Annotated in this window: 19 protein-coding genes; 5 read left to right on the top strand and 14 right to left on the bottom strand. The window is 66.5% G+C overall.

The window, feature by feature from the left end; all coding sequences use genetic code 11:
- Positions 1-6 precede the first annotated feature (6 nt).
- The 8 genes from AC0ZZU_RS15670 to AC0ZZU_RS15635 all read right to left on the bottom strand — a co-directional run bounded on the left by AC0ZZU_RS15670 (position 7) and on the right by AC0ZZU_RS15635 (position 8,149).
- Positions 7-1,161 (bottom strand): acyl-CoA dehydrogenase family protein, encoded by a 1,155-nt coding sequence (locus AC0ZZU_RS15670; protein WP_476341906.1) that lies wholly within the window; start codon positions 1,159-1,161, stop codon positions 7-9.
- Positions 1,158-2,363: an acyl-CoA dehydrogenase family protein gene (locus tag AC0ZZU_RS15665; protein ID WP_476341904.1), complete on the bottom strand. Its 1,206-nt coding sequence runs from the start codon at positions 2,361-2,363 to the stop codon at positions 1,158-1,160. The genes AC0ZZU_RS15670 and AC0ZZU_RS15665 overlap by 4 nt, the downstream gene beginning before the upstream one ends.
- Before the next feature lie 80 nt (positions 2,364-2,443).
- Positions 2,444-3,613 carry an acyl-CoA dehydrogenase family protein gene (locus AC0ZZU_RS15660; RefSeq protein WP_476341902.1) on the bottom strand — a complete coding sequence of 390 codons (1,170 nt, stop codon included), beginning with the start codon at positions 3,611-3,613 and terminating at the stop codon, positions 2,444-2,446.
- Positions 3,614-3,623: 10 nt separating this feature from the next.
- Entirely contained in the window at positions 3,624-4,802 is a 1,179-nt protein-coding gene (locus AC0ZZU_RS15655; protein ID WP_158464605.1) for a lipid-transfer protein, read from the bottom strand.
- 16 nt (positions 4,803-4,818) lie between these two features.
- Positions 4,819-5,238 (bottom strand): MaoC family dehydratase, encoded by a 420-nt coding sequence (locus tag AC0ZZU_RS15650; protein WP_476341900.1) that lies wholly within the window; start codon positions 5,236-5,238, stop codon positions 4,819-4,821.
- Positions 5,210-6,343 (bottom strand): acyl-CoA dehydrogenase family protein, encoded by a 1,134-nt coding sequence (locus AC0ZZU_RS15645; RefSeq protein ID WP_476341898.1) that lies wholly within the window; start codon positions 6,341-6,343, stop codon positions 5,210-5,212. Before AC0ZZU_RS15645 ends, AC0ZZU_RS15650 begins: the two co-directional genes overlap by 29 nt.
- Positions 6,328-7,311, bottom strand: a complete 984-nt coding sequence (locus AC0ZZU_RS15640) for a bifunctional MaoC family dehydratase N-terminal/OB-fold nucleic acid binding domain-containing protein (RefSeq protein ID WP_476341896.1) — start codon at positions 7,309-7,311, stop codon at positions 6,328-6,330. The genes AC0ZZU_RS15645 and AC0ZZU_RS15640 overlap by 16 nt, the downstream gene beginning before the upstream one ends.
- Positions 7,312-7,363: 52 nt before the next feature.
- Positions 7,364-8,149 carry an SDR family oxidoreductase gene (locus tag AC0ZZU_RS15635; protein ID WP_476341894.1) on the bottom strand — a complete coding sequence of 262 codons (786 nt, stop codon included), beginning with the start codon at positions 8,147-8,149 and terminating at the stop codon, positions 7,364-7,366.
- A gap of 134 nt (positions 8,150-8,283) precedes the next feature.
- Here AC0ZZU_RS15635 and AC0ZZU_RS15630 point away from each other — a divergent pair, with 134 nt between their 5' ends.
- Positions 8,284-9,069, top strand: coding sequence for an enoyl-CoA hydratase (locus tag AC0ZZU_RS15630; protein WP_476341892.1), 786 nt, complete (start codon positions 8,284-8,286; stop codon positions 9,067-9,069).
- Positions 9,070-9,085: 16 nt separating this feature from the next.
- Here the strand turns inward: AC0ZZU_RS15630 and AC0ZZU_RS15625 are convergent, their stop codons facing one another.
- From AC0ZZU_RS15625 to AC0ZZU_RS15605, 5 genes are all read right to left on the bottom strand, one after another.
- Positions 9,086-9,844 (bottom strand): SDR family oxidoreductase, encoded by a 759-nt coding sequence (locus AC0ZZU_RS15625; protein ID WP_476341890.1) that lies wholly within the window; start codon positions 9,842-9,844, stop codon positions 9,086-9,088.
- A gap of 10 nt (positions 9,845-9,854) precedes the next feature.
- The gene (locus AC0ZZU_RS15620; RefSeq protein WP_476341888.1) at positions 9,855-11,540 is read right to left on the bottom strand and encodes an FAD-binding protein; all 1,686 of its coding nucleotides are present in this window, start codon (positions 11,538-11,540) and stop codon (positions 9,855-9,857) included.
- A complete protein-coding gene (locus AC0ZZU_RS15615; protein WP_476341887.1) occupies positions 11,527-13,257 on the bottom strand; it encodes an FAD-binding protein in 1,731 nt (576 codons plus the stop codon). The genes AC0ZZU_RS15620 and AC0ZZU_RS15615 overlap by 14 nt, the downstream gene beginning before the upstream one ends.
- 139 nt (positions 13,258-13,396) lie before the next feature.
- Positions 13,397-14,971: an amidase gene (locus AC0ZZU_RS15610; RefSeq protein WP_476341885.1), complete on the bottom strand. Its 1,575-nt coding sequence runs from the start codon at positions 14,969-14,971 to the stop codon at positions 13,397-13,399.
- Positions 14,972-15,010: 39 nt separating this feature from the next.
- A complete protein-coding gene (locus AC0ZZU_RS15605; RefSeq protein WP_476341884.1) occupies positions 15,011-16,447 on the bottom strand; it encodes a coniferyl aldehyde dehydrogenase in 1,437 nt (478 codons plus the stop codon).
- Between the two features lie 199 nt (positions 16,448-16,646).
- Here AC0ZZU_RS15605 and AC0ZZU_RS15600 point away from each other — a divergent pair, with 199 nt between their 5' ends.
- The 3 genes from AC0ZZU_RS15600 to AC0ZZU_RS15590 all read left to right on the top strand — a co-directional run bounded on the left by AC0ZZU_RS15600 (position 16,647) and on the right by AC0ZZU_RS15590 (position 19,737).
- Complete coding sequence (locus AC0ZZU_RS15600; RefSeq protein WP_476341883.1) at positions 16,647-17,630, top strand: flavin reductase family protein; 984 nt, start codon at positions 16,647-16,649, stop codon at positions 17,628-17,630.
- A 71-nt stretch (positions 17,631-17,701) separates the two neighbouring features.
- Entirely contained in the window at positions 17,702-18,994 is a 1,293-nt protein-coding gene (locus AC0ZZU_RS15595; protein ID WP_476342078.1) for an MFS transporter, read from the top strand.
- Positions 18,991-19,737: an enoyl-CoA hydratase-related protein gene (locus AC0ZZU_RS15590; RefSeq protein ID WP_476341882.1), complete on the top strand. Its 747-nt coding sequence runs from the start codon at positions 18,991-18,993 to the stop codon at positions 19,735-19,737. Before AC0ZZU_RS15595 ends, AC0ZZU_RS15590 begins: the two co-directional genes overlap by 4 nt.
- A gap of 35 nt (positions 19,738-19,772) precedes the next feature.
- Here the strand turns inward: AC0ZZU_RS15590 and AC0ZZU_RS15585 are convergent, their stop codons facing one another.
- Positions 19,773-20,516, bottom strand: a complete 744-nt coding sequence (locus AC0ZZU_RS15585) for an outer membrane beta-barrel protein (RefSeq protein ID WP_476341881.1) — start codon at positions 20,514-20,516, stop codon at positions 19,773-19,775.
- A gap of 183 nt (positions 20,517-20,699) precedes the next feature.
- Between AC0ZZU_RS15585 and AC0ZZU_RS15580 the strand changes: the two genes are divergently transcribed.
- The gene (locus AC0ZZU_RS15580) at positions 20,700-21,866 is read left to right on the top strand and encodes an acetyltransferase domain-containing protein (protein WP_476341880.1); all 1,167 of its coding nucleotides are present in this window, start codon (positions 20,700-20,702) and stop codon (positions 21,864-21,866) included.
- Positions 21,867-21,871: the final 5 nt, after the last annotated feature.

The raw sequence follows: 21,871 nt of genomic DNA, 5'->3' as shown, positions 1-21,871 counted from the left end.
TTATCGTCAGGCGCAGGCCAGGGTCAGGTCGGCGTAGCGCTGACACTGGAAATCGCGATCACCCAGGCTTGCCTGGGCAACCCGGATACGCTTGAGGTACAGCCCGACATCGAGCTCATCGGTGACGCCGATCCCGCCGTGCATCTGCACCGCTTCGTTGCTGACCTTGAGCGCGGTATCACCGGTCTTCCATTTCGCCAGGCTGACCAGCCGTCCCCGCGATGAGGCGTCGAGGTTGCAGTCGTCCAGTGCCGCGAGCGCTGCCATGACCGCGCTGCGGCTCAGCGCCAGGTCGACATGCAGCTGCGCGCAGCGGTGCTGCAGGGCCTGGAAGCTGCCAATCGGGGTGTCGAACTGGACGCGGGTCTTGAGGTACTCGAGGGTGGTCTCGAAAAGATGTTCGGCAGCGCCCAGAAGCTCGGCGGCCAGGCAGGCGCGGCCACGGTCCAGCGCAAGATCGAGGTCAGCCCACCCTTGGCCCGGCTGGCCGAGCAATGCCTGTGGCCCTACCCGCACCTGCTCCAGGTGCAGGCGCGCGCAATTGCGTGCGTCGATCAGAGGCAATCTGCTGCACGAGAGCCCCGGCGTGTCGGCGGGCAGCAGGAACAGGCCGATGCCCTGCGCGTCGCCCGCCTGACCCGAGACCCGGGCGGCAACCACATAGGCATCCGCCCCCACGCCATCGAGCACCCAGTACTTGTCGCCCTGCAGGCAATAGCCATCGCCATCGGCCTGGGCCAGCAGCGTCGTGCCGCGTGGGTCATGACGGGCGTGTTCGTCCAATGCGAGCGCCAGGCGCCGCTCGCCGCTGATGCTCGGCACCAGCCACTGCTCCTGCTGCGCGGGCGTCCCGCACAGGTGAAGCAGCGAGCCACTGACCACCACGCTGGACAGCAGGGGCGTGGCCGAGAGGTTGCGGCCGATTGCCTCGAATACCGGTCCCAGCCCCATGCAGCCGAAGTCCAGCCCGCCGAACTGTTCGGGAAACGGAATGGCGCTCCACCCCAGGGCCACCGCATCGCGCCAGACGTCAGGATCGTAGCCCTGGACGCTGGCCTCGTCGCGCAGGCGACGCTGGGCAGCGACCGGGCTTCGGGCAGCGAGAAAGTCCCGGGCGCTGTCGGCCAGCAGACGCTGCTCGTCGCTATAGACCAGGTTCATTGCATCACTCCTTTCTTTGCATCGGGCAGGCCAAGCACACGCTTGGCGATCACATTGAGCTGGACTTCCGACGCACCGCCGGAAATCGTCAGGGCATAGCTGTTGAGCCAGCCCCGGGTGATGGCCAGCTGTTGATCGCTGAAGGTCTCGCTCTCCCAGCCCATGGCATGGCCGCCCATGAGATCGAGGAGCACTTCGAACTTGTCCCGCTCCTGTTCGGTGTGCACCAGTTTCATGATCGCCATCAGGCCGCTGGTGTCGTCGCCCGCCTGGGCACACTGCGCCATGCGCTGCACGGTAAGGCCGTAGCAGCGCTCGTTCATCGCGCAGGCAACGGCGCGCGCGCGCAATGCGTGCTCCCCCTGGCCGTGCGGCGCGGGCAGGTAGGTCTGCACCAGGGCCAGCAGGTCGACATGCGAAGGCAGGCTGATCTCGCCAAAGGTGGACATTGCCTTGCGCTCGTGTTGAAGCAAGCGCTTGGCCAGGTTCCAGCCGCCATTGAGCGGCCCGATCAACTGGTGCCGGGGCACTTTCACCGCATCGAAGAACACTTGGCAGAAGGCCGATTTGCCGCTGATCAGGTCGATCGGCACGGCATTCACCCCGGGGCTGCGCATGTCCAGCACGATCAGGCTGATGCCCTCGTGCTTGGGCGCGGACGGATCGGTGCGCACCAGCGCGTACATCCAGTCCGACTTGTCACCGTAGGACGTCCAGATCTTGCTGCCATCGACGATGAAGTGATCACCGCCATCGCGCGCGCTCATCTTCAGGCTGGCAAGGTCGGAGCCGGCATTGGGCTCGGAGAAGCCTTGGCACCAGCGGACCTCGCCACGGGCCATCGGCGGCAGCAAGTCACGCTTCTGGTCCTCGCTGCCGAATTCGAGCAGGACCGGGCCAAGCATCCACACGCCCAGGTTGATCTGTGGCGGGCGGCACCGCAGGCGGCGCATTTCATCCAGCAGCACCGCTGTCTGTTCCGGGCTCAACCCGGCGCCGCCGTAGGCCTCGGGCCAGTCGGGGCAGAACCAGCGCCTGTCGCGCATGGCCTCGAACCAGCGGCGTGCATCCTCGCTGGGAAACGTGGGCTGCTGCGCGCCCCAGACCACATCGCCCTCGCCCATGGCGGTGCGCATCGATGGCGGGCAGTTGGCCTCAAGCCACGCCCGGGTGTCGTGCCTGAATTGCTCGATGGTGCTCATGATCATGTCCTCGGCCCGCCCCCGGGCATGCCGGAGGGGTCCTCTTGTTGTTATGTCGGTGCGAGCGGGCCGCGTGGACCCTAGCGCTGCGGCCGTGGCATGCCCAGGCCGAACTGGGCGATCAGTTCGCGCTGGATTTCATTGGTGCCGCCTCCGAAGGTCATCGTCACCGAGGCACGCACTTCGTACTCCAGCTCGCCGTGCAGCAAGGCCGCGGCCGAGCCGCTGCGCAGCGCCCCGTTGGCGCCAACGACGGCGGCGAGTCGGCGCAGGATCTCGATGGCTGATTCCGAGCCATACACCTTGGTAGTCGAAGCCAGCGCCACATCGATGTGCTCCTGCTCAAGGTCAGCGGCAATCCGGAAGTTGATCAGGCGCATGGCTTCGAGGCGCGTGTAGCATTCGGCCAGTGACGTGCGCACCCAGGTCTTGTCCATCGCCCGGCGTCCCTGCTCGTCGCGGTTGCGCGCCCAGAGGTAGACGCGGCGGAACAGCCCCGCCACCTTGTCCGCCCAGGACCCCAGGCCCAGGCGCTCGTGGTTGAGCTGCGCGGTGATAAGTTTCCAGCCGCCATTGAGCTCGCCCACCAGCATGTCCTCGGGGACGCGCACGTTGTCGTAGTAGGTGGCAGCGGTCGGGTTGCTGGTGGTCGGGATCACCGTGCTGGAGAAGCCGGGCAACTGGGTGTCCAGGATCAGGATCGACACGCCCTTGTGCCGCGCCAGGTTCGGATCGGTGCGCGCGGCGAGCCAGATGAAGTCGGCCGATTCGGCGCCGGAGGTCCACAGCTTGTTGCCGTTGACCACGAAATGTCCATCCTCGGGCCGCGCGGTGGTCTTGAGCACGGCCAGGTCACTGCCCGCGCCGGGTTCCGAATAGCCGATGGCGAACATGATCTCGCCACCGGCGATGCCCGGCAGGAATCGTTCTTTCTGCAGTGCGCTGCCGTGGGCGATCAACGCGGGGCCCACGGTGCTGATGGTGACGAAGGGCAATGGCGCGCCCGCGATGTTGGCTTCTTCGAAGAAGATCAACTGCTCGGTCGCGGCGTAACCCTGCCCGCCATGCTCTTCAGGCCAGCCCACCGCCAGCCAGCCGTCTCGGCCCATCTGGCGGACAGTCTGGCGAAACAGCTCGCCACCCTCCTGGCCGCGCAGCTGCTCGCGCAATTGCGGGGTCATCAGGGCCTGGAAGTAATCGCGCACTTCGCAGCGCAGTGCGTGTTGCTCGGGAGTCAGATCGACAAACATGGTTATCTTCCTAGGCTGCGCCAAGAATCAGGCCGCTGGTGGGCACGCCGGTACCGGCGGTGACCAGCACGTTGCGCACATCGTCGACCTGGTTGACCGCGCTTCCACGCACCTGGCGAACCGCTTCGGCGACACCGTTCATGCCATGGATGTAGGCCTCGCCCAGCTGCCCGCCGTGGGTATTGATCGGCAACTTGCCGCCACGGGCGTGATGCCCGGCGCGGATGAACTCCTTGGCCTCGCCGCGTGGGACCAGGCCGAATTCTTCCAGCTGGGGCAACACGAACGGGGTGAAATGGTCATAGATCACCGCAGTCTGCAGGTCGTCCGGGGCCAGGCCGGACTGGCGGTACAACTCGCGCGCGACCACGCCCATCTCTGGCAGGCCGGTGATGTCGTCGCGGTAGAACGAGGTCATGATCTGCTGGCCGCTGGTGATGCCTTGCGAGCCAGCCTTGATGACCACGGGCTTGTTCGGCAGGTCACGGGCACGCTCGGCGGAGGTGATCACCATGGCGACGGCGCCATCGGATTCCTGGCAGCAGTCGAGCAGGTGCAGGGGCTCGCAGATCCAGCGCGAGGCCTGGTGTTCTTCAAGGGTGATCGGCTTGCCATGGAAGAACGCCGCCGGGTTGGTCGCGGCGAAGTCGCGCACCGCCACCGCCACTCGGCCAAAGTCTTCCGAGGTGGCGCCATAGGTGTGCATGTAGCGCTGCGCGAACATGCCGACCCAGGCGGCCGGGGTGTGGAAACCGTGCGGCATGTACCAGCCGTAGTTGACGTTCTCGAAGATCGGCGTCGACGCAAAGCCGTAGGTGCCGGTGCCGAAGCGGTACCAGGAGCGTTCGTTCATCGCCCGGTAGACCACTACCACCTTGGCCACGCCGGTGGCCACCGCCATGGCGGCATGCATTACCGGGCCACAGGCGGCGCCGCCGCCATGGGGCACCTGGGAGAAGAATTTCACGTCCTTGCAGCCCAGCAGCCGGGCGATCTCGTATTCGGGCACCTTGTCCACCGAGTACGAGCTGAATCCTTCGACCTCGGACGGATCGATCCCGGCATCCTTGAGGGCGCCGAGGGTGGCTTCGAGGGCCAGGCGCAGTTCGGTGCGCCCGGAGTTCTTGGAAAATTCGGTGGCGCCGAGGCCGACAATGGCGGCACGTCCGCTAAACGATGAATCGGTCATCTTCAGTCTCCGCCTGTCAGGGCAGGATCAGCGCGACCGTACCGGTCACGTGATTGCCCATGGAATTCTTGCCGCTGAGGGTCACCTGGACCGTGGAGGACGCAGGGTCGTGGCTGGTCACGCTGGCGTTGAAGGTCATGCTGTCGCCGGGATAGTTGGGCGCGCCGAGCTTGATCTTCAGCGACACGAACTGCGCCAGTGGCCCGGCCCAGCTTTCGACGTAACGCTGCACCAGGCCGTTGGTGGTGAGGATGTTCATGAAGATGTCCGGCGAGCCCAATGCCTTGGCTGCCGCGAGGTCGTGATGCCCGGGGAAGTAGTCGCGGGTTGCGATCGCACCGCCGGCGATCAGGCCCACGGTGATCGGTATCACCAGCTCCGGCAGCGCGTCGCCGGGGCGTACGTCTTCAAAGCGCTTGGTGTTCTTCGAGGTCATATTTCCATCCCAGCTTGTCGTTGTCGCCCAGCCAGTCGCCGAGCCGTTCCAGGCATGCAGCCGATCCTCCCTGGGCAAGACCCAGGGCACGGCTCCAGTAGAGATAGCGGTGGATCGGGTACGTCACGTCCACGCCGATACCGCCGTGCACGTGCTGCGCGTTGTGACCGATGCGGTGGCCGGCTTCGCAGGCCAGGTAGGCCGTGGCCAGGGCCTGCGCTGGGGCCGGCAGGCCGGCATCGAGCCGGTAGCACAGTTGCCAGAGCGCACTGCGCAAGGCTTCAAGCGCGATGTGGGCATCGGCCATGCCCATTTGCACCGCCTGGAAGCTGCCGATCGGCCGACCGAACTGCTCACGTTCATTGACGTAGGCCACGGTGCGCCGGATGTGCTCCTCGCTGACGCCCAGCTGCAGCGCCGCGAGGGCGGCCTGCGCGCGAGGTTCCAGCCAGTCCAGGGCAGTGCCCGGCAACAGCTGCTCGGCGCTGATGCGCAGGCCTTCGACCTCCACTTCGGCAACCGGCTCGCCATGGCTGAGCACGCCGGGTATGCGGCGGATCCCGGGAGCGGCGAGGTCCAGCAGGACAAGCCTGGGTTGGCCTTCGGCTTGGGCCAGCACCAGTGCCGCCTGCGCCTGGAGGCCGAAGGCAAGGGCCGACACGCGGCCCGTCAGCAGCCAGCCGCCCTCGCAAGGGTGCGCCTTCAGTTCGATCCCGCAGGCGCTGCTGCGGGCGTCGATACCCAGGCTCAGGATCTGCTCTGCCGCGCCAGCCCGGGCGGCGCATGCCGCGCCCTCGCCAAGGGTGAAGTGCGCCAGGGTCGCCGCCGCCAGCTGGTGACGCCACAGCGGCACTTGGGCCAGGCTGCGGCCCTGGGCCCGAAGCACCAGCATCAGCTCGGTCATGCCCAGATTGCTGCCGCCGGCCTGTTCAGGAATGGCCAGGGCATGCAGCCCGGTGTCCACGCACAGCTGCCAGAGTGCGCTCATCATGGGCTCGCCGCCGTGCTCCCACTGGCGCAGGTCGTCGTCGTCACAATGGTCGGCGAACAGGCCATCGGCCATCTCGGCGATGGCACGCTGGTCATCGCTCAGTTTGAAGTCCATGGGGCCTCCGCGGCGACAGGCCGGAACAGCGGCAACGTCTGTTGCTCATCGAAGGTCTGGAACTCCACCTGCAGCGCCTGTCCGATCTGCAACCGGGACGTGTCTACGCCTACCAGCCCCGCGATCAGCCGTACCCCCTCTTCCAGCTCCACCAGCCCGATCGGGTTGGGGTGCTCGAAGGGTGCGACCACCGGGTAGTGCATCACCACGAAGGAGTACAGGGTGCCGCGGCCGCTGGCCTGCACCGTGTCCCAGTCAAAGCTGTGGCAGCCGATGCACACCGGCGCCGGCGGATGGCGCAAGGTCGCGCAGGACGTGCAGCGCTGGATCAGCAACTGCCCCTTGGCGCAGCCCTCCCAGAAGAAGCGAGTGTCGTCGCTGATGCCGGGCAGTGGCCGCGTGGCCTTGACCGGGGCATCGGGCGCGGGCGCCTGGGGGTTGGCCGGACGGAACTTGAACACGCGGAACAACAGCTCGCCCACCGGTTCGTCGCCACCAGGCTTCTCGACGAAATGGCTCATCACCAGGGTGACGAAAAAGCCCGTGCCAAGGCCCGTGGTCTTCTCGTCACCGACCGACTCGAGGCGTGTGGTGTAGTAGAGTTTCTCGCCCAGGCGCAGGGGCCGGGTGAAGCTCAGTTCGGAATTGACCGCCACCACCGAGTGGTAGCCATGCTGCTCGAACAGCTTGAGCACTTCATAGGGGTTCTCGTCGGTCGAGCCTGGCGGATAGTTGTTGGCGTGGAAGCCCTCCAGTGTCCAGACCTGAAGCATCGCCGGCGGCGCGATCAGGCCCTCGTGAACACTCGCGAGCGCGGCGGCGGGATCGGTGTAGAGCGGGTTGTCCACGCCCATGATCTCGCACCACTGGCGAATCATCGGTGCGTTGACCTCATCCCAGGCATACACCCGCCCGTACTGGCGCCCCACCAGGGCACTTACCTTGGACAGCAATTGTGGATCTGCCACAGTCGTCTCCTGCAAAGTGAGGGCAGCGCCGACCCGCGCGCTGCCGGATCGGTCAGGCCGGCTGCACCTGGGCCGCGTCGAGAAATGCCGGGCGTTCGCCGCCACCATGCAGCAGCAGGTTGCAGCCGCTGGCATAGGCGGCCATCGGCGAAGCCATGTACAGGCACGCGTTGGCGATGTCTTCGGCAGCGGCCATGCGTCCGGCTGGAATACCGGCGCTCACCGCGGCGATACCCGCCTCGCTGCCGTAATGAAGGTGCGCCTGCTCGGTCAGCACCAGCCCCGGACTGACCGCCACCACGCGCACCTTGGGCGCCCACTCCACCGCCAGCGACTGCACCAGCGCCAGTACCCCGGCCTTGGCCGCGCCGTATGCCGCGGTGCCAGGGGACGCGCGCAGTGCGCTGATGCTGCCGATGAACAGGATGCAGCCGCCCGACGCTTGCCGTTGCATCAACCGGTTGGCCTGCTGCGCGACATTGAAGGGGGCGATCAGGTTGAGCCGGATGATGCTTTCGTGAAAACGCGGCGAGGCCTCGGCGGCGTCCGCGTTCGGGCTGCCGCCCGCATTGTTGACGAGCACGTCGAGCCGCCCGTGCTCCAGGGCGACAGTCTCGAACAGCGCCTGCAGCGAGTCGCTGTCGCGTACATCCGCGGCAATGAACACCGCACGCTTGTCGCCATGTGTCGGCACCTCCGAGGGCGCGTTCCGGGCACACACGATCACCTGTGCGCCAGCCGCCAGAAATGCGCTGGCGATGCCCGCGCCGATGCCCTTGGTGCCGCCGGTGACGAGCACCACCTTGCCGCTGAAGTCCAACCCTGTGTGCTGCCCCATGCTGTGCTCCTCGTACACTGACAAGGGTCACTCTAGGGCCAAGCCCGCTGGCAAACTTCGTCTGAACGGACGATGAATCGCTGCCATCGGCGCACGACACTGGGCGCTCCCCACCTGCGCGCACGAGGCTTTGCATGATCGATTCCAACGCTCCGCCGGTTCTGCTCGACCACCCGCTGCCGGGGGTCGCGCGCCTGCGCCTGAACCGGCCGCAGGCCACCAATGCGCTGAGCCTGGCGCTGCAGGCTGAGCTCTCGGCGCATTTCGCCGACCTGGGCCAGTCCAGCGAGGTGCGCTGCATCCTGCTCACGGGCGGGGACAAGGTGTTCGCTGCCGGGGGTGACATCACCAGCATGGCCGGCGTGGGTCCGATCGATATCTACAAGCGCCATACCGAGCGGCTCTGGGCACCGATCCAGGACTGTCCGAAACCGGTGATCGCCGCCGTGTGCGGCTATGCCTACGGCGGCGGCTGCGAACTGGCGATGCTCGCCGACCTGATCGTCGCGGGGCGCGGTGCGCGCTTCTGCCAGCCGGAGATCCGCATCGGCATCATGCCAGGCATCGGCGGTACCCAGCGCCTTGTGCGGGCGGTGGGCAAGGCCAAGGCGATGCGCATGGCGCTGACCGGGCAGCCGATCAGCGCTGAAGAGGCCTGGGTCGCAGGACTGGTCAGCGACCTGGTGGACGATGATCAGGTCCAGGCCAAGGCACTGGAGCTGGCCGCCGTTATCGCCGCGATGCCTGCGCTGGCGGCCGAGCAGATCAAGGAAGTCATCCTGGCCGGCATGGATGCGCCACTGCAGACCGGGCTGGCCCTGGAGCGCAAGGCCAATGCCCTGTTGTTTGCCTCGCGCGACCAGAAGGAAGGCATGCAGGCGTTCATCGACAAGCGCCCTGCGCGGTTCGAGGGGCATTGAGCCCCTCGCCGGCCCTTCAGATGCTCATCAGCAACTGGCCGCTGTCGATACGCAGTTCCATGCCGTTGATGGCGCGGGATTCGTCGCTGGCCAGAAACAGCACGCTGGCCGCGATGTCTTCGGGCAGGCACATGCGCTGCATGGGGTCGCTGTCGATGGTCATGCGTTCAGGATCGAGGCCTTCGGGCCAGCTGGCGCGCGTCATGGCGGTCAGCACGCTGTCCGGGTGCAGGGTGTTGCAGCGGATGCGGTACTTGCGCTGGCGGCAGTGCACCGCCACTGAGCGCGACAAGGCTGCCACCGCGCCCTTCGATGCGCTGTACGCCAGGTAGTCGCCGCGTCCACCGAGGGCGGCGATCGAGGACATGTTGATGATCGAGCCGCCGGTGGCCTTCATCAGCGTGATCGCTTCGCGGCAACCAAGGAACACACTGTCGCTGTTGACCCGCAGCAGCTTCTGCCAATCCGCCAGGCCGGTGTCCTCGATCGAACCACTGCGCAGGATCCCGGCATTGTTGAACAGGATGTCCAGACGCCCATAGCACGCCCGAACATGGGTCATGACGCTCTGCCACTGGGATTCACTGCTGGCGTCGTGATGGATGAACGAGGCCGAGACGCCGATTTCTGCCGCCAGGGCCTGCCCGGCCGCATCATCGATATCGCTGATCAACACTCTGGCGCCCTGCGCCGCCAGCAGCCGCGCGCAGGCGCGCCCGATGCCATTGGCCCCGCCCGTCACCAGGGCGACCTTGCCTTCCACGCGTGCATTCATGCTCTGCTCCTCACAGGTTGACGGTTTTGCGGGTCAGGCGGACCTGCATGGCGTGGGCGATCGCGGCACCGGCGCGGCGGCCGGAAAACACGCAATCGGCCAGCGAAAGACCGCTGATGTAAAGATGCGAAGGAATACCCAGCGCCGTGCGTCCGGCGGCATACAGGCCGGCAATCGCCTGGCCATGCTCGTCCAGCGCGGCGCCGGTGGTTTCATCGACCTTCAAGCCGCCCAGGGTCAGGGCTCCGAGCGGAAACACCGGGTTGGTGACCGAGATGTCGCAGGCGTACCAAGGCCCCTGGTCCAACGCCTGGCGACTGCCCATGGACTTGCCGAAGGCATCTTCCTGCTCGCCCCGCGCGGCGGCGTTGTAGGCCTGCAGCGCCTCGGACAGGGTGCCGGGCTGCATGCCCGTGGCCTGTGCCAGCTGGGCGGGTGTCTTGCCCCTGCGCAGCTTGAACAGCATCAGCACCAGCGCTGGCAGGCTCTGGAACCACCAGTAACCGCCGAACAGTGCCTGGCCGATGGCCTTGCGGCGCAGGCGGGCATCGAGCACCAGCCAGGCATGACCGCCCTGCTCTTCCATCAGCGGCTGGCCCAAAGTCGCGCCGTACACCTCCTCGTTGCAGAAGCGCCGGCCGTCGCGGTTGACCACGATGCCCTTGGGCCAACAGTGCGGCGGATTGATGAAGCGCCACGCCGAGACCCGCGCAAGGCCTGCGCTGGCGGCACCGACGCTGTGTCCCAGGCGCAGGCCGCTGCCGTCGCAACCGGTGGCACCGACCTTGAAGGTGCGGCGAAACGCGGGCGCATGCTGGCGCACCAGGTCCCGATTGAAGATGAAACCGCCGGTGCTCAGAATCACGCCCTCGCGCGCGCGTACCCGGTAGATACGTGCATGTTCCTGTTCGAGCCTGGCAAGGCGCTGGCGCAGCGTGTCGCAGTAGCCTGGCGCCAGGTTCTGCCAGCGCTCGGCCCGCGCGGCCAGCCGCGCGTGGGTGCGGGCGGCCTTGCTGGCCGGTGGCAGGCGCCACAGCTCGGCGCCGATGACGCGCCCCTGTGCGTCTTGAATCAGCCGCTTGGCCGCCGCCTGCAGCAACGGCCGCACGCCTGCCCGCAGACACGCTGCCTTGAGGTGGCCGTAAAGCACCGCGCCACACTGGCCCTTGCCCACGGTGCGGTGGCCACGGGGCGCCGGTGGGTGGCGCCCGGTGTGGGACGGCACCAGCTCGTTGCCCGAGTAGTAGAGAAAATAGCCATCGGCCGGATACGAGGTCTTGCCGCCTGGCGGCATCGTGTGTCCGTAGGGCGCGCCATGGCCCTGCAACCACTCGAGGTTGGCTACGCTCTGCTCGCAGAAGCGCCGCAAGGTGGCATCGCCGACCACCCCGCAGGTCTCATGCTTGAGATAGTCGAACATCGCCTCGGGCGTGTCGCTGATGCCGGCTGCCTGCTGCTGGGGCGTACCCCCGCCCGCATAGACCACTCCACCGCTCTTGGCACTGGCGCCGCCGCCGGTGAAGCGATCGGCGACCAGTACGTCGACGCCCGCGGCGCGCGCCTCGAGCGCGGCGCAGGCCCCTGCCGCGCCCCAGCCGATCACCAGCACATCGCAGTGCGCATCCCACTGCAGCGCCTGGCCGTCTGCCACGCGCAAGGCGCCGAGGACGCTGGTGCAGGCATCAGGACTGGACATGATGCCTCCCGGCCTTGGCAGCGAGGTGATTGGCAGCGACATAGGCAAAGGTCAGCGCAGGGCCAAGGGTACCGCCGGCCCCCGGATAGCTGGTGCCCATCACCGACGATGAGCAGTTGCCGATGGCGTACAGGCCGGCGATGGGCAGCCCATCGTCGCGCACCACCTGGGCATCGGCGTTGGTCAACAGTCCGCCCTTGGTGCCAATGTCGCCGGCATCCATGCGCATGGCGTAGTACGGCCCCTTGCGCAGTGGTGCCAGGCAAGGGTTGGGTTTCACATTGCTGTCGCCGTAATAACGGTCGAATACGTTGCCGCCGCGGGCGAAGTCTGCATCGATGCCGGTGCGGGCATAGTCGTTGACCTTGGCCACGGTGCTCTCGAGGCCGGCGCCATCGACGCCGATCAGCTGCGCGAGTTCGGCGAGGGTGTCGGCTTTCCAGTACAACGCGTTGCGCCATTCCTTGCGCAGCCGGCTGTCTGGCACGACCTGGGCGGGCATCAGCGGGCCCATGGCGTAGTGATGGCGGAAATGCCCATCGAAGATCACCCAGGCCGGCACGCTCTTGCCGCCGGTGACCTTGTTATCGCGGTACATGGCGTCGACGAATTCGAGGTAAGGGGCGGCTTCGTTGACAAAGCGCTGGCCTGCGCCGTTGACCACGATGGCCCCCGGGAAGGCACGCTCGGCGAAGATACCGCGCGGTTTGTCCTCGCCCGGCACGGCGATGGTCGGTGCCCACCAGGCCCAGTCCATCAATGCGGTCGCGGCGCCCTGGGCCATGCCGGCCTGCAGCGCTGCGCCGGTGTTGTTGCCGGGCGGCGTCGCGCTCCAGGCCATCCGGGTGGGCTGTGGCAGATAGCGTTCGCGCAGCGCCTGGCTCTGCTCGAATCCTCCCGAGCCCAGGATCACCCCATGGCGCGCCTGCAGCGTGTGCTCGCGCCCATCGCGCATCACGCTGACGCCGGTCACGCGGCCCTGGTCGCTCAGAAGGCCGGTGAAATCGGTGTTGAGCCAGAGTGGAACGCCGCGGTCCATCAGCGAGCGGCGCAGTGCCGCCACCAGCGAACTGCCCAGGGCCGCGCGGCGGTCCTGCTTGCTCTTGCGCCGCCACTTCAGGTCGAGCTTGTAGCGCAGCATCAGTCCCAGAATCAGCAACTGCCAGCCCAGCCCGCGGGCCATGGCCTTGTGCGCGTGGCGGGCGGTCCAGGCGATGCGCCCCATCAGCAGGGTCGAGGGCGAGGGCTTGCGCAGGTTGTCCAGTTCGTCTTCAAGCAGGCTGGTATCGAACAGTTCCGGGTCCAGGGTCCGCCCGCCGGGCAGCGAGCCTGGCAGATGGGGGTAGTAGTCGGGGTATTTTTCAGCGACCGCGTAGCGCACCCGGCTGGTCCGGGTGAGCGTCTCGATCATCTTCGGCGCATTGTCCAGATAAGCCTGCAGGCGGCTCTCGTCCACCGCGTCGCCGGCGGCGGCCTTGAGATATTGCAGCGCCAGTTCGGCGCTGTCATGGCCGCCCTTGCGCGCGAAGAAATGGTTGTTCGGGATCCAGATGCCACCCCCGGAAATCGCTGAGGTGCCGCCGTACTTGTCGCTTTTTTCCACGATCAGCACGCTTAGACCGTGATCGCTGAGAAAAACCGCCGAGGCCATCGCACCGGCACCGGAGCCGACGACTATCACGTCATAGGCGCTGTGAGTCTGAACTTGAGCCGTCATTGTTGTTATGCCATTCGCTGAGGGTCAGAGAGATCGCCGGCAGCCTTTCGCGCGTGCGGGCGATGTGTCTCATGATCGGGCGGCGGCTGGCGGGGCTTCATCGTCAAAGCGGACTAGACATGCACGGTGCCGGGCGAGATCAGATCAGCGCCCGCTTGCCCGCCCAGGGCTGCGACTGCTCGAGCTGCCGGGCCATGCGCAGCAGCACATCCTCGGCACCGAGCCGGGCAGTGAACATCATGCCCACCGGCAACCCCCGCTCGCTCCAGCCCAGCGGCAGCGAGATCGCCGGCTGCCCGCTGACGTTGGCCAGCACGGTGAAGCCGGCGCTGCCCATGGCGTGCCGGGCGTAGCTGTCCCATGCCTGGTCGAGCGTCAACAGGCCGATAGGCGGCGTGACGGTGGCAGTCACCGGCGAGAGGATCAGGTCGAAGCGCTCGAACTGGCTTTCCATGACCGCACCGATGGATTCGAACGCCTGCCGCGCGCGATACAGCCCCTCCCCCGTGGTACTGCGCGCCCGCTCCAGCACCACCTGGGTGATCTGCTCCAGGTCCTGCGCATTGACCGCCCGCCCCAGCGCCTGCTCGCGGTCACGCACCAGGGTGGTCAGCGCGGTGCCTATCACGGTGCCATGGGCGCCAAACAGCTGCCTAGGATCGACGGCCAGCGACAGTTCCTCGAGTTCATGGCCCAGCCCGGTGAGCTGCTTGATCGTCTGCTCGAGGGTTGAAGCGATCGCCGGATCCAGGGGTGCACCGGTCAGCGACTGGCGCACCACCCCGACACGCAACACACCGGGATCGCGTTTCAGCTCCTCGACATACGGACGCTGCAGGGGTGCGGACCAGTAGGGGCTGCCCGCTTCGTGTCCTTGGCCCGCGTCGAGAAACAGCGCCGCGTCGCGCACGCTGCGCGTCACCACATTGCCCACGCTGGCCCCGAACCAGCCCTCGAAGTGGCCCGGTCCGCTCGGCGTGCGGTAGCGGCTGGGTTTCAAGCCAACCAGCCCACAGTACGACGCTGGAATCCGGATCGAACCGCCACCGTCGGTGGCGTGGGCCACTGGCACGATCCCGGCCGCCACGGCGCTGGCCGCGCCACCGGACGAGCCGCCGGCGCTGTGCTCGAGGTTCCAGGGGTTGCGGGTCTGGCCCCAGAGCAGCGATTCGGTGGTGGTGGTCAGGCCGAACTCGGGGCAGGTGGTCTTGCCGAACGGCACCGCGCCAGCCTGTTCATAGCGGTCGATCAACGTGCTGGTGCGAGCGGCGGGCGGTGCATCCTTGAACAGTCGGCTGCCGTTGCTGGTCGTGGTGCCTTGCAGATAGGTATTCAGGTCCTTGATCAGCAACGGCACGCCCGCCAATGCGCCCTGCCTCTGGGTGCCGGACTGGACGCGCCGTCTCAGCAAGGCGTGCGCGTACTCCTCATGCAACATATTGACCGCCTTGACCTTGCCATTCACCAGTGCGCAGCGCGCGAGGGCAGCGGCGAGCAGGTCCTGGCCGCTGAGCTCGCCCTTGCGCACCGCTTCGCCCATGGCCCAGGCATCGAGGTTCTGGTACTCCTCAGGCGACAGGCCGGCAGTGCGTGCATCGGCGAATCGTCCCAGCAGACCGGCGCCGACCGCCAGGACGCCCGCCTTGAGAACGCCGCGCCGCGGCCAGGTGGCAGGTTGCTCGGAGGCTGGGGCGGGCAAGGTGTGATCGGTCATGGTTGCGTCCTGAAGTATTGGGGAAATGTGACGGAGGTATCAGTCGGCCGTGACCATGGCAATCATGGCCGCCAGATAGTGCTCGCCATAGGGAGGCAAAACACCCCACTCCCGACGCGGATCATGGGCCGGGGCCTTGAACACGGTGCGCATGTGGCTGAACTCGAGAAAACCCTCGCGGCCGTGATAGTGCCCCAGTCCGGAGGCGCCGACACCCCCAAAGGGCGCGTCGTGCATGGCGGCGTGCATCATCACCTCGTTGATCGTCACCCCGCCGGAGAGACTGTGCTCCAGCACATGGCGCTGCTCGTCGGGGTCGGCGCCGAAGTAATAGAGCGCCAGTGGCCGGGGCCGTGCGTTGATATCGGCGAGCACCGGGGCGAGGGCCTGATAGGTCAGCACCACCAGCGCCGGGCCGAAGATCTCCTCGCGCATGATCAGGCTGTCACGCGGCGGGTTGACCACCACCTGCAACGGCCGCCTGCGATCCTGGGTGTCGACGGGCACGGCTTCGGGCAGGCACTCGACCCGGACGCCCAGGTCCCTCGCTTCCTGAACATAGCTTTCGACTCGATCCACATGCCGCTGGTTTACCACCGCGACCACATCGGGGTTGCCCGGCACGGTGGGGTTGAGTTCGCAATACGCGCTGCGCAGCCTGGCCAGAAACGGCTCCAGCTGGGCTTCGGGCACATAGACCAGATCCGGGTTGATACAGATCTGGCCGCCATTGCTGGCCTTGGCGGCGGCGATACTGAACGCGGCGCGGTCCAGGTCGGCGGTGGGCGCGACGATCACTGGCGACTTGCCGCCCAGTTCAAGGGTGACCGGCACGAGGTTCTGCGCCGCATTACGCATCACCGAGCGACCCACCTCGGTACTGCCGGTGAACACCAGGTGATCGAACGGCTGGCCGGAAAACGCCTTGGCAACCGAAGAGTCCCCGGTGATCACCGCAATTACCAAGGGATCGACATACCGCGCGAACAGCTGCTGCAGCAGCGCGGCGGTGCGCGGCACCACATCGGAGGGCTTGAGCACCGCCCGGTTACCCGCCGCCAGCGCCGAGGCCAAGGGGCTGAGCAAGGTGTACAGCGGCGCATTCCAGGTGCCGATGATTCCCACGCTGCCCTTGGGCTGGTGCATAACCCAGGCTTCGGCGCCGAGCAGGTCGTAGGGCGCGAACGGCTGGCGCCGCTCGTCCTGCATCCAGCCTTGCAGATGGTCGCGGGCATGCTTGAGCGAGCCCAGGGCGCCCAGCACATCGTTCATCAGCGAGAACCCGGCGGGACGTCCGCCGAAATCCAGGTCGATGGCCTCGGTCAGCTCGGCGTGGTGGCTGACCAGCAGCTCGATCACCTGCTGCAGGCGCTGGCGGCGGGTGGCAGCGTCAACCGCGCCCTCGGCGTTGAACGCGGCTTTCTGACGGGCCAGCACGCAGCTCAGCTCATCTACGGTCGGGCAGCTTGAATGCATTGTTCTTCCCTTGCTCAGACGGGTCGGATGTCCGGGCGGCGCCCGTGACGGCAGGCTCCGACACTAGCGTGGCGGGGGCGCCCGCGCCTCGTCCGATCGGACGAGAATCGAGCGAGCGCGTTAGTCCGTTGAGACGATGTGTGGCAAGGGCTGGACGCCGATACTGCGAGTACGAAAACACCACCCCATGAGGTCCGTCATGGCAACGCCCAACACCGGTTTCGACCCCCAGGCCTTTCGGGCCGCGCTAGGCACTTTCACCACAGGGGTCACGATCATCACCACCCAGGCCGAGGACGGCTCGCCGGTGGGTATCACCGCCAACAGCTTCAACTCGGTATCGCTCAACCCGCCCCTGGTGCTCTGGAGCTTGTCGAAAAAGGCCCGCAGCCTGCCAGTGTTCAGCGGTGGCAAGCACTGGAACGTGCATGTGCTGTCGACCGAGCAAGAGTCGCTGTCGGGCCGTTTCGCGACCCAGGGCGAGGACAAGTTCGCCGAGATCCCGTTCGACAATGGGGTCAGCGAAGCCCCCTTGCTGCAGGATTGCACGGCACGCTTCCAATGCCGCACCGCGTTCCAGTACGAGGGCGGCGACCATGTGATCTTCGTGGGCGAAGTGCTTGCCTTCGATCACAGCGAGCGCGCGCCCCTGGCATTCCAGAGCGGTCAATACGCCTTGGCCATGCGCAAGCCTCGCAGCGAACTGCGCCTGGCCACCACCCCGCCGCCGCCTGAATGCAGCTACACCGAAGACCTGCTCGGCTACCTGCTGGGACGCGCGCATTACCAGCTGCTCAACGCCCTGCGCCGCCTGCTCGACAACCAGCAACTGGACGAACAGGCGTTCTACATACTTTCAGTGCTGTGCATACGCGACAACCTCAGCCTGGAAGAGATCAATACCTTCGTCAGCTATACCGGCCACGAGGTGACGCTGCCGAGCATGCGCTTCCTGGAACGGCAGAACCTGCTCGCCATCGAGGGTGAACCGGGGCAGCCGCGTTTCGTGCTCACGGCAAAGGGCCGCGAGGCCTCACTGCATCAACTGGCACTGGCCAAGATGGTGGAGGAAGAGCTGGCCGCCAAGCTGGACGCGGCCGATGCACAGGCGCTGAAGGTGCTGCTCAAGCGCCTGATCATGGTCAGTGATCCCGGCCTGCCGGACTTGTGGGCGCCACGTTGAACGCCGGAGCACCTGGGCTGCCGCCAGCCCGCGCCGGCTGGCGCAGCCATGGATTGCTGCTGTTGCTGGCCATGGCGTTCGCCGACAATTTCGTCGGCCGGCAGATCCTGGCGGTGATGATCGATCCGATCAAGGCCGAGTTCGGCGTCGGCGACACCGCCATGGGGCTGATCTCCGGCCTGGCGTTCGCCGCCGTGTATGCCGTGCTGGGCCTGCCCGCCGGACGCTTGGTGGACCGCGTGCCGCGCACCCGCCTGCTGGCGCTGTCATGCCTGCTATGGGCGCTGGCGACCATGGCCTGCGGCCTGGCGGGCGGCTTCATCGCCCTCGCGGTCGCGAGGATGCTGGTGGCGGTCAGTGAGGCGCCGACCACCTCGGCGTCGTTGTCGCTGATCGCCGACCTGTATCCGCCGCAGCGGCGCTCATTCGCCATCAGCTGCTTTACGGCGGCGCCGACCTTTTCCTCGATCATCGGCCTGAGCCTGGGCGCCTGGGTGGTCGAGCACTTTGGCTGGCGCAGCGCTTTCTTTGCGCTGGGCGTGCCGGCGCTGCTGTTCAGCGCGCTGCTGGCCCTGGCCCGCGACCCACTGCGCGGCCGCTGGGATGTGCCCAGCGCCGCACCGGCCGCGCCGCTGCTGGGGTTGAGCACTGAAGCGCGCAAGCTGTGGGCCCTGCCGGCCTATCGCTGCCTGATCCTGGCGGGCGGGCTGACCACCCTGAGCTCCTATGCCATCGGCATGTGGAACACCAGTTTTCTGATCCGCTCCCACGACTTGTCACTGCAGCACGCGGGCATGCTGGCCGGGGTGATCTGCGGCGTTGCCGCGGGCATCGGCGGGCTGTTCGCTGGCTGGCTGAACGACCGGCTGAGCCCGCGCAGCGCGCATTGGCAGGTCATCATTCCCGTGCTGGGCAATCTCACCGCGCTGCTCGCCCTGGTCATCTACCTGCTGTGGCCTGCGGGCATCGTGGCCCATGTCGCTGGCGTGCCGGTGCCCGAGGCCATGCTCTGGTGCGCGCTGTACAGTTTTTTCGTGGTGTGGTGGGTGGCGCCGTCCTTCAACCTCGTCACTCAACTGGTTCCTTCCAGCCGCCGCGGCACGGCGATGGCGCTGCAGACCATCGTCAGCACCTTGCTGGGTGTCGGGATCGGCCCGCTGCTGACCGGCGCGTTCAGTGACGCGCTGACGCCGCTGCTGGGCGAACAAGCGCTGCGCCATGCCCTGCTGCTGGTCAGCCTGCCGCTGCTCGGGTCGGTAGCCCTGCTGCTGCGCACGGCGGTGCATGCAAGCCCCACTCACTACGGGCGTACCATGACGCCCGTGTTCCCCGCGCAGGTTCCGGAAGAAAAAGGTAGCTCATGAACGACGTGCTTCGCACAGTGCACGATGGCGTACTGACCCTCACGCTCAACCGTCCTTCCAGGCTCAATGCAGTGGACGAGCAGATGTACGCGCAACTGGCAGACTGGATACAGGCGGCGGCTCATGACCCGTTGGTCGCCGTGGTGCTTGTCACAGGCGGTCCGAAGTGCTTTACCGCGGGCAACGATCTCGCTGACTTGCGCATGCGTCCCGTGCAATGCCTGGACGCGCCGCTGTTCCGCCTGATGGCGGCGGTGACCGCGCTGGACAAACCCTTGATCGCCGCCGTCTGCGGCCCGGCGATCGGCATCGGGGCCACGCTGCTGCTGCACTGCGACCAGGTCTTCGTCAACCGCGCCGCCTGTCTGCAGATGCCCTTCGTGGCGCTTGGCCTGTGTCCGGAATTCGGCTCGAGCCTGTTGCTTGCACGCCGCATTGGCCAGGTGCGAGCTGCCCGAATGCTGCTGTGCAACGAGCGGATCAGTGCAGAACAAGCCCTCGACTGGGGGCTGGCCAATGAGCTGCATGAAGACGCCGACGCCTGCCTGGACGCAGCGCGGCACATGGCCCTGCGGCTCAAGGAGCTGCCACAGCACGCGCTGAGGCTGAGCAAACGGTTGATCAAGGAGGGCTGCCAGGCCGAGCTGGCGGCGGCGATGCTGCGCGAAGGGCAGTGCCTGATCGAACAGCTGCAAGGCAGTGAGGCGAAAGCAGCGCTGGGGGTATCGAAAGTACCGGCATGACTGCAGGCGCGGACCGTGCCGCGCCTGCAGTCTGATCAGAACGCCAGACCGACCTTGAAGCCGTATTCGTCACGCTTGAGCTTGGTGTTGTCCGCCACATCGGAGTCTTCGTCGAGCTTGTACTCGGTACGGGTGTAGTAGACACCGGCGTGAATCGGCATGCCTTTCTGGTTCATCAGCAGGCTGACTTCGGCGTACGGGTTGGTGCGGTCCTTGAGATCGACGCTGTCGCTGCCGAAATCATCGACTTTCAGTCGGGCGCGGCCGTCGATGGTGTGACGGGCGCCCACTTCGACACGCAGGGTCGAGTTGTCGAACTGGTGGTTGTAGCCCACTGCTGCTTTCGCAAATGGCGACTTGGCGGTCAAGCGGGTGTCGAGGTCGTTGATCTCAGGCTCGTAGCGCGTCCACGAGTAGCCGCCACCCACGGTCAGGTCGACGAAGTTGCGCGCGTCCAGCGCAGCACGGAAACCGACATCCAGATCAGCCTGGGCTTCCTTGAGCTTGTTGTCGTCCTTTTCGCCGTACTTGGCTTCGGCACCGACCTGGTAGATCAGGCCTGATTCGGCGGTCATCTTGTTGCCGAAGGTGGCGAACACACCGCCCTGGCCCAGATCGTCCTTGTCGGAGTCGCTCCCGCCCTCGAACTTGAATTCGCTGTAGCTGCCCTGCAGGCCCAGCGTGAAGATCGGATCGGTCGGCGGCGCGGCAAAAGCGCTCAGCGGTGCGCCCGCCAGGGCCAGGATGCAGGTGTTGCGCAGCAGGTTGCGAGTAGCCATTCGCAGGTATCTCCATGATAGAAAGTGGCAGTCAAATGCAAACGGTTCGAAACACGGCCTTTGAAAAAGTTCTGAAAAGAATGTGAAAAAATCGTTTTTTCGCGTCGGACCTTTCGCAGGCAAATGAAATAGTTATAAGATAACGTTTCATTTGACGCCAACCCCTTGCCTGCGATCCCCTCCATGACAAGCGCCTCCGCCACCCCTACCCTGGTTACCCAGCGCCTGCAGAGCATCGACGCCCTGCGCGGGCTGGTGATCCTGTTCATGCTCCTGGACCACGTTCGAGAAACCTTCTTCCTGCACCGTCAGGTCAGCGATCCAATGGTGATCGACACCACCGACCCGACGCTGTTCTTCAGCCGCACCCTGGCGCACCTCTGCGCGCCGGTGTTCGTGCTGCTGACCGGGCTGTCGGCCTATCTCTATGGTGAAAAGCATCAGGGCCGCAGCGATGTCTCGGCCTTCCTGTTCAAGCGCGGCCTGTTCCTGGTACTGCTCGAATTCACCCTGGTCAACTTCGCCTGGACCTTCCAGCTGCCGCCCAACGTGATCTACATGCAGGTGATCTGGGCGATCGGCGTCAGCATGATCGCCCTCGCCGGCCTGGTCTGGCTGCCGCGTGCCTGGCTGCTGGCGATCGGCGTGGCAATCGTCGCTGGCCACAACCTGCTCGACGGGCTGCACTTCGAGCCGGGGTCGGCCATGCACGTGCCCTGGGCGATCCTGCATGACCGTGGCTGGCTGGACGTGTCCGACAGTCTGCGCCTGCGCACGTCCTACCCGGTGTTGCCGTGGATCGGCGTGATCAGCCTGGGTTACGTGCTCGGCCCCTGGTTCACCCGCGCCAGCCCGCCCGCCGAGCGACAGCACCGGCTACTGCTGCTCGGGGCCAGCGCCCTGGTCTGCTTTGTCGCCTTGCGCATGGTCAATGGCTATGGCGAGGCGCCGTGGTCGGGTTACCCGAGCGCGATGCAGACCCTGATGAGCTTCTTCAATATCACCAAGTATCCGCCGTCGTTGCTGTTCCTGACACTGACGCTGGGCACCGGCCTGTTGCTGCTGCGCGCGTTCGAGCGCGCCGGGCCAGCCCGCTGGGTCACGGCCCTGGCCGTGTTTGGCGCAGCGCCGATGTTCTTCTACCTGCTGCACCTGTACGTGCTCAAGCTGATGTACCTGGCCAGCGTTGCCTTGTTCGGCCTCGACCAGGGCGACTATTTCGGCTTTGATGGCATCGGCGGCGTGTGGTTGGTGGCGGTGCTGCTGAGCGTCGCGCTGTATCTGCCGGTGCGCGGGTTCGCGCGGCTCAAGGCGCGCCGACCCGACATCGCCTGGCTCAAGTACTTCTGAGCCCA

The organism is Pseudomonas sp. JE3303 (genome assembly GCF_056312565.1).
The sequence above is the reverse complement of the archived record's forward strand: the minus strand, read 5'-3'. Positions and strand labels throughout refer to the sequence as shown.

What these genes read in the sequence shown, in the direction of transcription:
- AC0ZZU_RS15620 (WP_476341888.1), bottom strand. Translation starts at nt 11,540, where the DNA reads ATGTCCAGTCCTGATGCCTGCACCAGCGTCCTCGGCGCCTTGCGCGTG.
- AC0ZZU_RS15590 (WP_476341882.1), top strand. Translation starts at nt 18,991, where the DNA reads ATGAACGACGTGCTTCGCACAGTGCACGATGGCGTACTGACCCTCACG.
- AC0ZZU_RS15600 (WP_476341883.1), top strand. Translation starts at nt 16,647, where the DNA reads ATGGCAACGCCCAACACCGGTTTCGACCCCCAGGCCTTTCGGGCCGCG.
- AC0ZZU_RS15665 (WP_476341904.1), bottom strand. Translation starts at nt 2,363, where the DNA reads ATGAGCACCATCGAGCAATTCAGGCACGACACCCGGGCGTGGCTTGAG.
- AC0ZZU_RS15635 (WP_476341894.1), bottom strand. Translation starts at nt 8,149, where the DNA reads ATGGGGCAGCACACAGGGTTGGACTTCAGCGGCAAGGTGGTGCTCGTC.
- AC0ZZU_RS15580 (WP_476341880.1), top strand. Translation starts at nt 20,700, where the DNA reads ATGACAAGCGCCTCCGCCACCCCTACCCTGGTTACCCAGCGCCTGCAG.
- AC0ZZU_RS15660 (WP_476341902.1), bottom strand. Translation starts at nt 3,613, where the DNA reads ATGTTTGTCGATCTGACTCCCGAGCAACACGCACTGCGCTGCGAAGTG.
- AC0ZZU_RS15615 (WP_476341887.1), bottom strand. Translation starts at nt 13,257, where the DNA reads ATGACGGCTCAAGTTCAGACTCACAGCGCCTATGACGTGATAGTCGTC.
- AC0ZZU_RS15655 (WP_158464605.1), bottom strand. Translation starts at nt 4,802, where the DNA reads ATGACCGATTCATCGTTTAGCGGACGTGCCGCCATTGTCGGCCTCGGC.
- AC0ZZU_RS15645 (WP_476341898.1), bottom strand. Translation starts at nt 6,343, where the DNA reads ATGGACTTCAAACTGAGCGATGACCAGCGTGCCATCGCCGAGATGGCC.
- AC0ZZU_RS15585 (WP_476341881.1), bottom strand. Translation starts at nt 20,516, where the DNA reads ATGGCTACTCGCAACCTGCTGCGCAACACCTGCATCCTGGCCCTGGCG.
- AC0ZZU_RS15625 (WP_476341890.1), bottom strand. Translation starts at nt 9,844, where the DNA reads ATGAATGCACGCGTGGAAGGCAAGGTCGCCCTGGTGACGGGCGGGGCC.
- AC0ZZU_RS15650 (WP_476341900.1), bottom strand. Translation starts at nt 5,238, where the DNA reads ATGACCTCGAAGAACACCAAGCGCTTTGAAGACGTACGCCCCGGCGAC.
- AC0ZZU_RS15670 (WP_476341906.1), bottom strand. Translation starts at nt 1,161, where the DNA reads ATGAACCTGGTCTATAGCGACGAGCAGCGTCTGCTGGCCGACAGCGCC.
- AC0ZZU_RS15610 (WP_476341885.1), bottom strand. Translation starts at nt 14,971, where the DNA reads ATGACCGATCACACCTTGCCCGCCCCAGCCTCCGAGCAACCTGCCACC.
- AC0ZZU_RS15630 (WP_476341892.1), top strand. Translation starts at nt 8,284, where the DNA reads ATGATCGATTCCAACGCTCCGCCGGTTCTGCTCGACCACCCGCTGCCG.
- AC0ZZU_RS15595 (WP_476342078.1), top strand. Translation starts at nt 17,702, where the DNA reads ATGGCGTTCGCCGACAATTTCGTCGGCCGGCAGATCCTGGCGGTGATG.
- AC0ZZU_RS15605 (WP_476341884.1), bottom strand. Translation starts at nt 16,447, where the DNA reads ATGCATTCAAGCTGCCCGACCGTAGATGAGCTGAGCTGCGTGCTGGCC.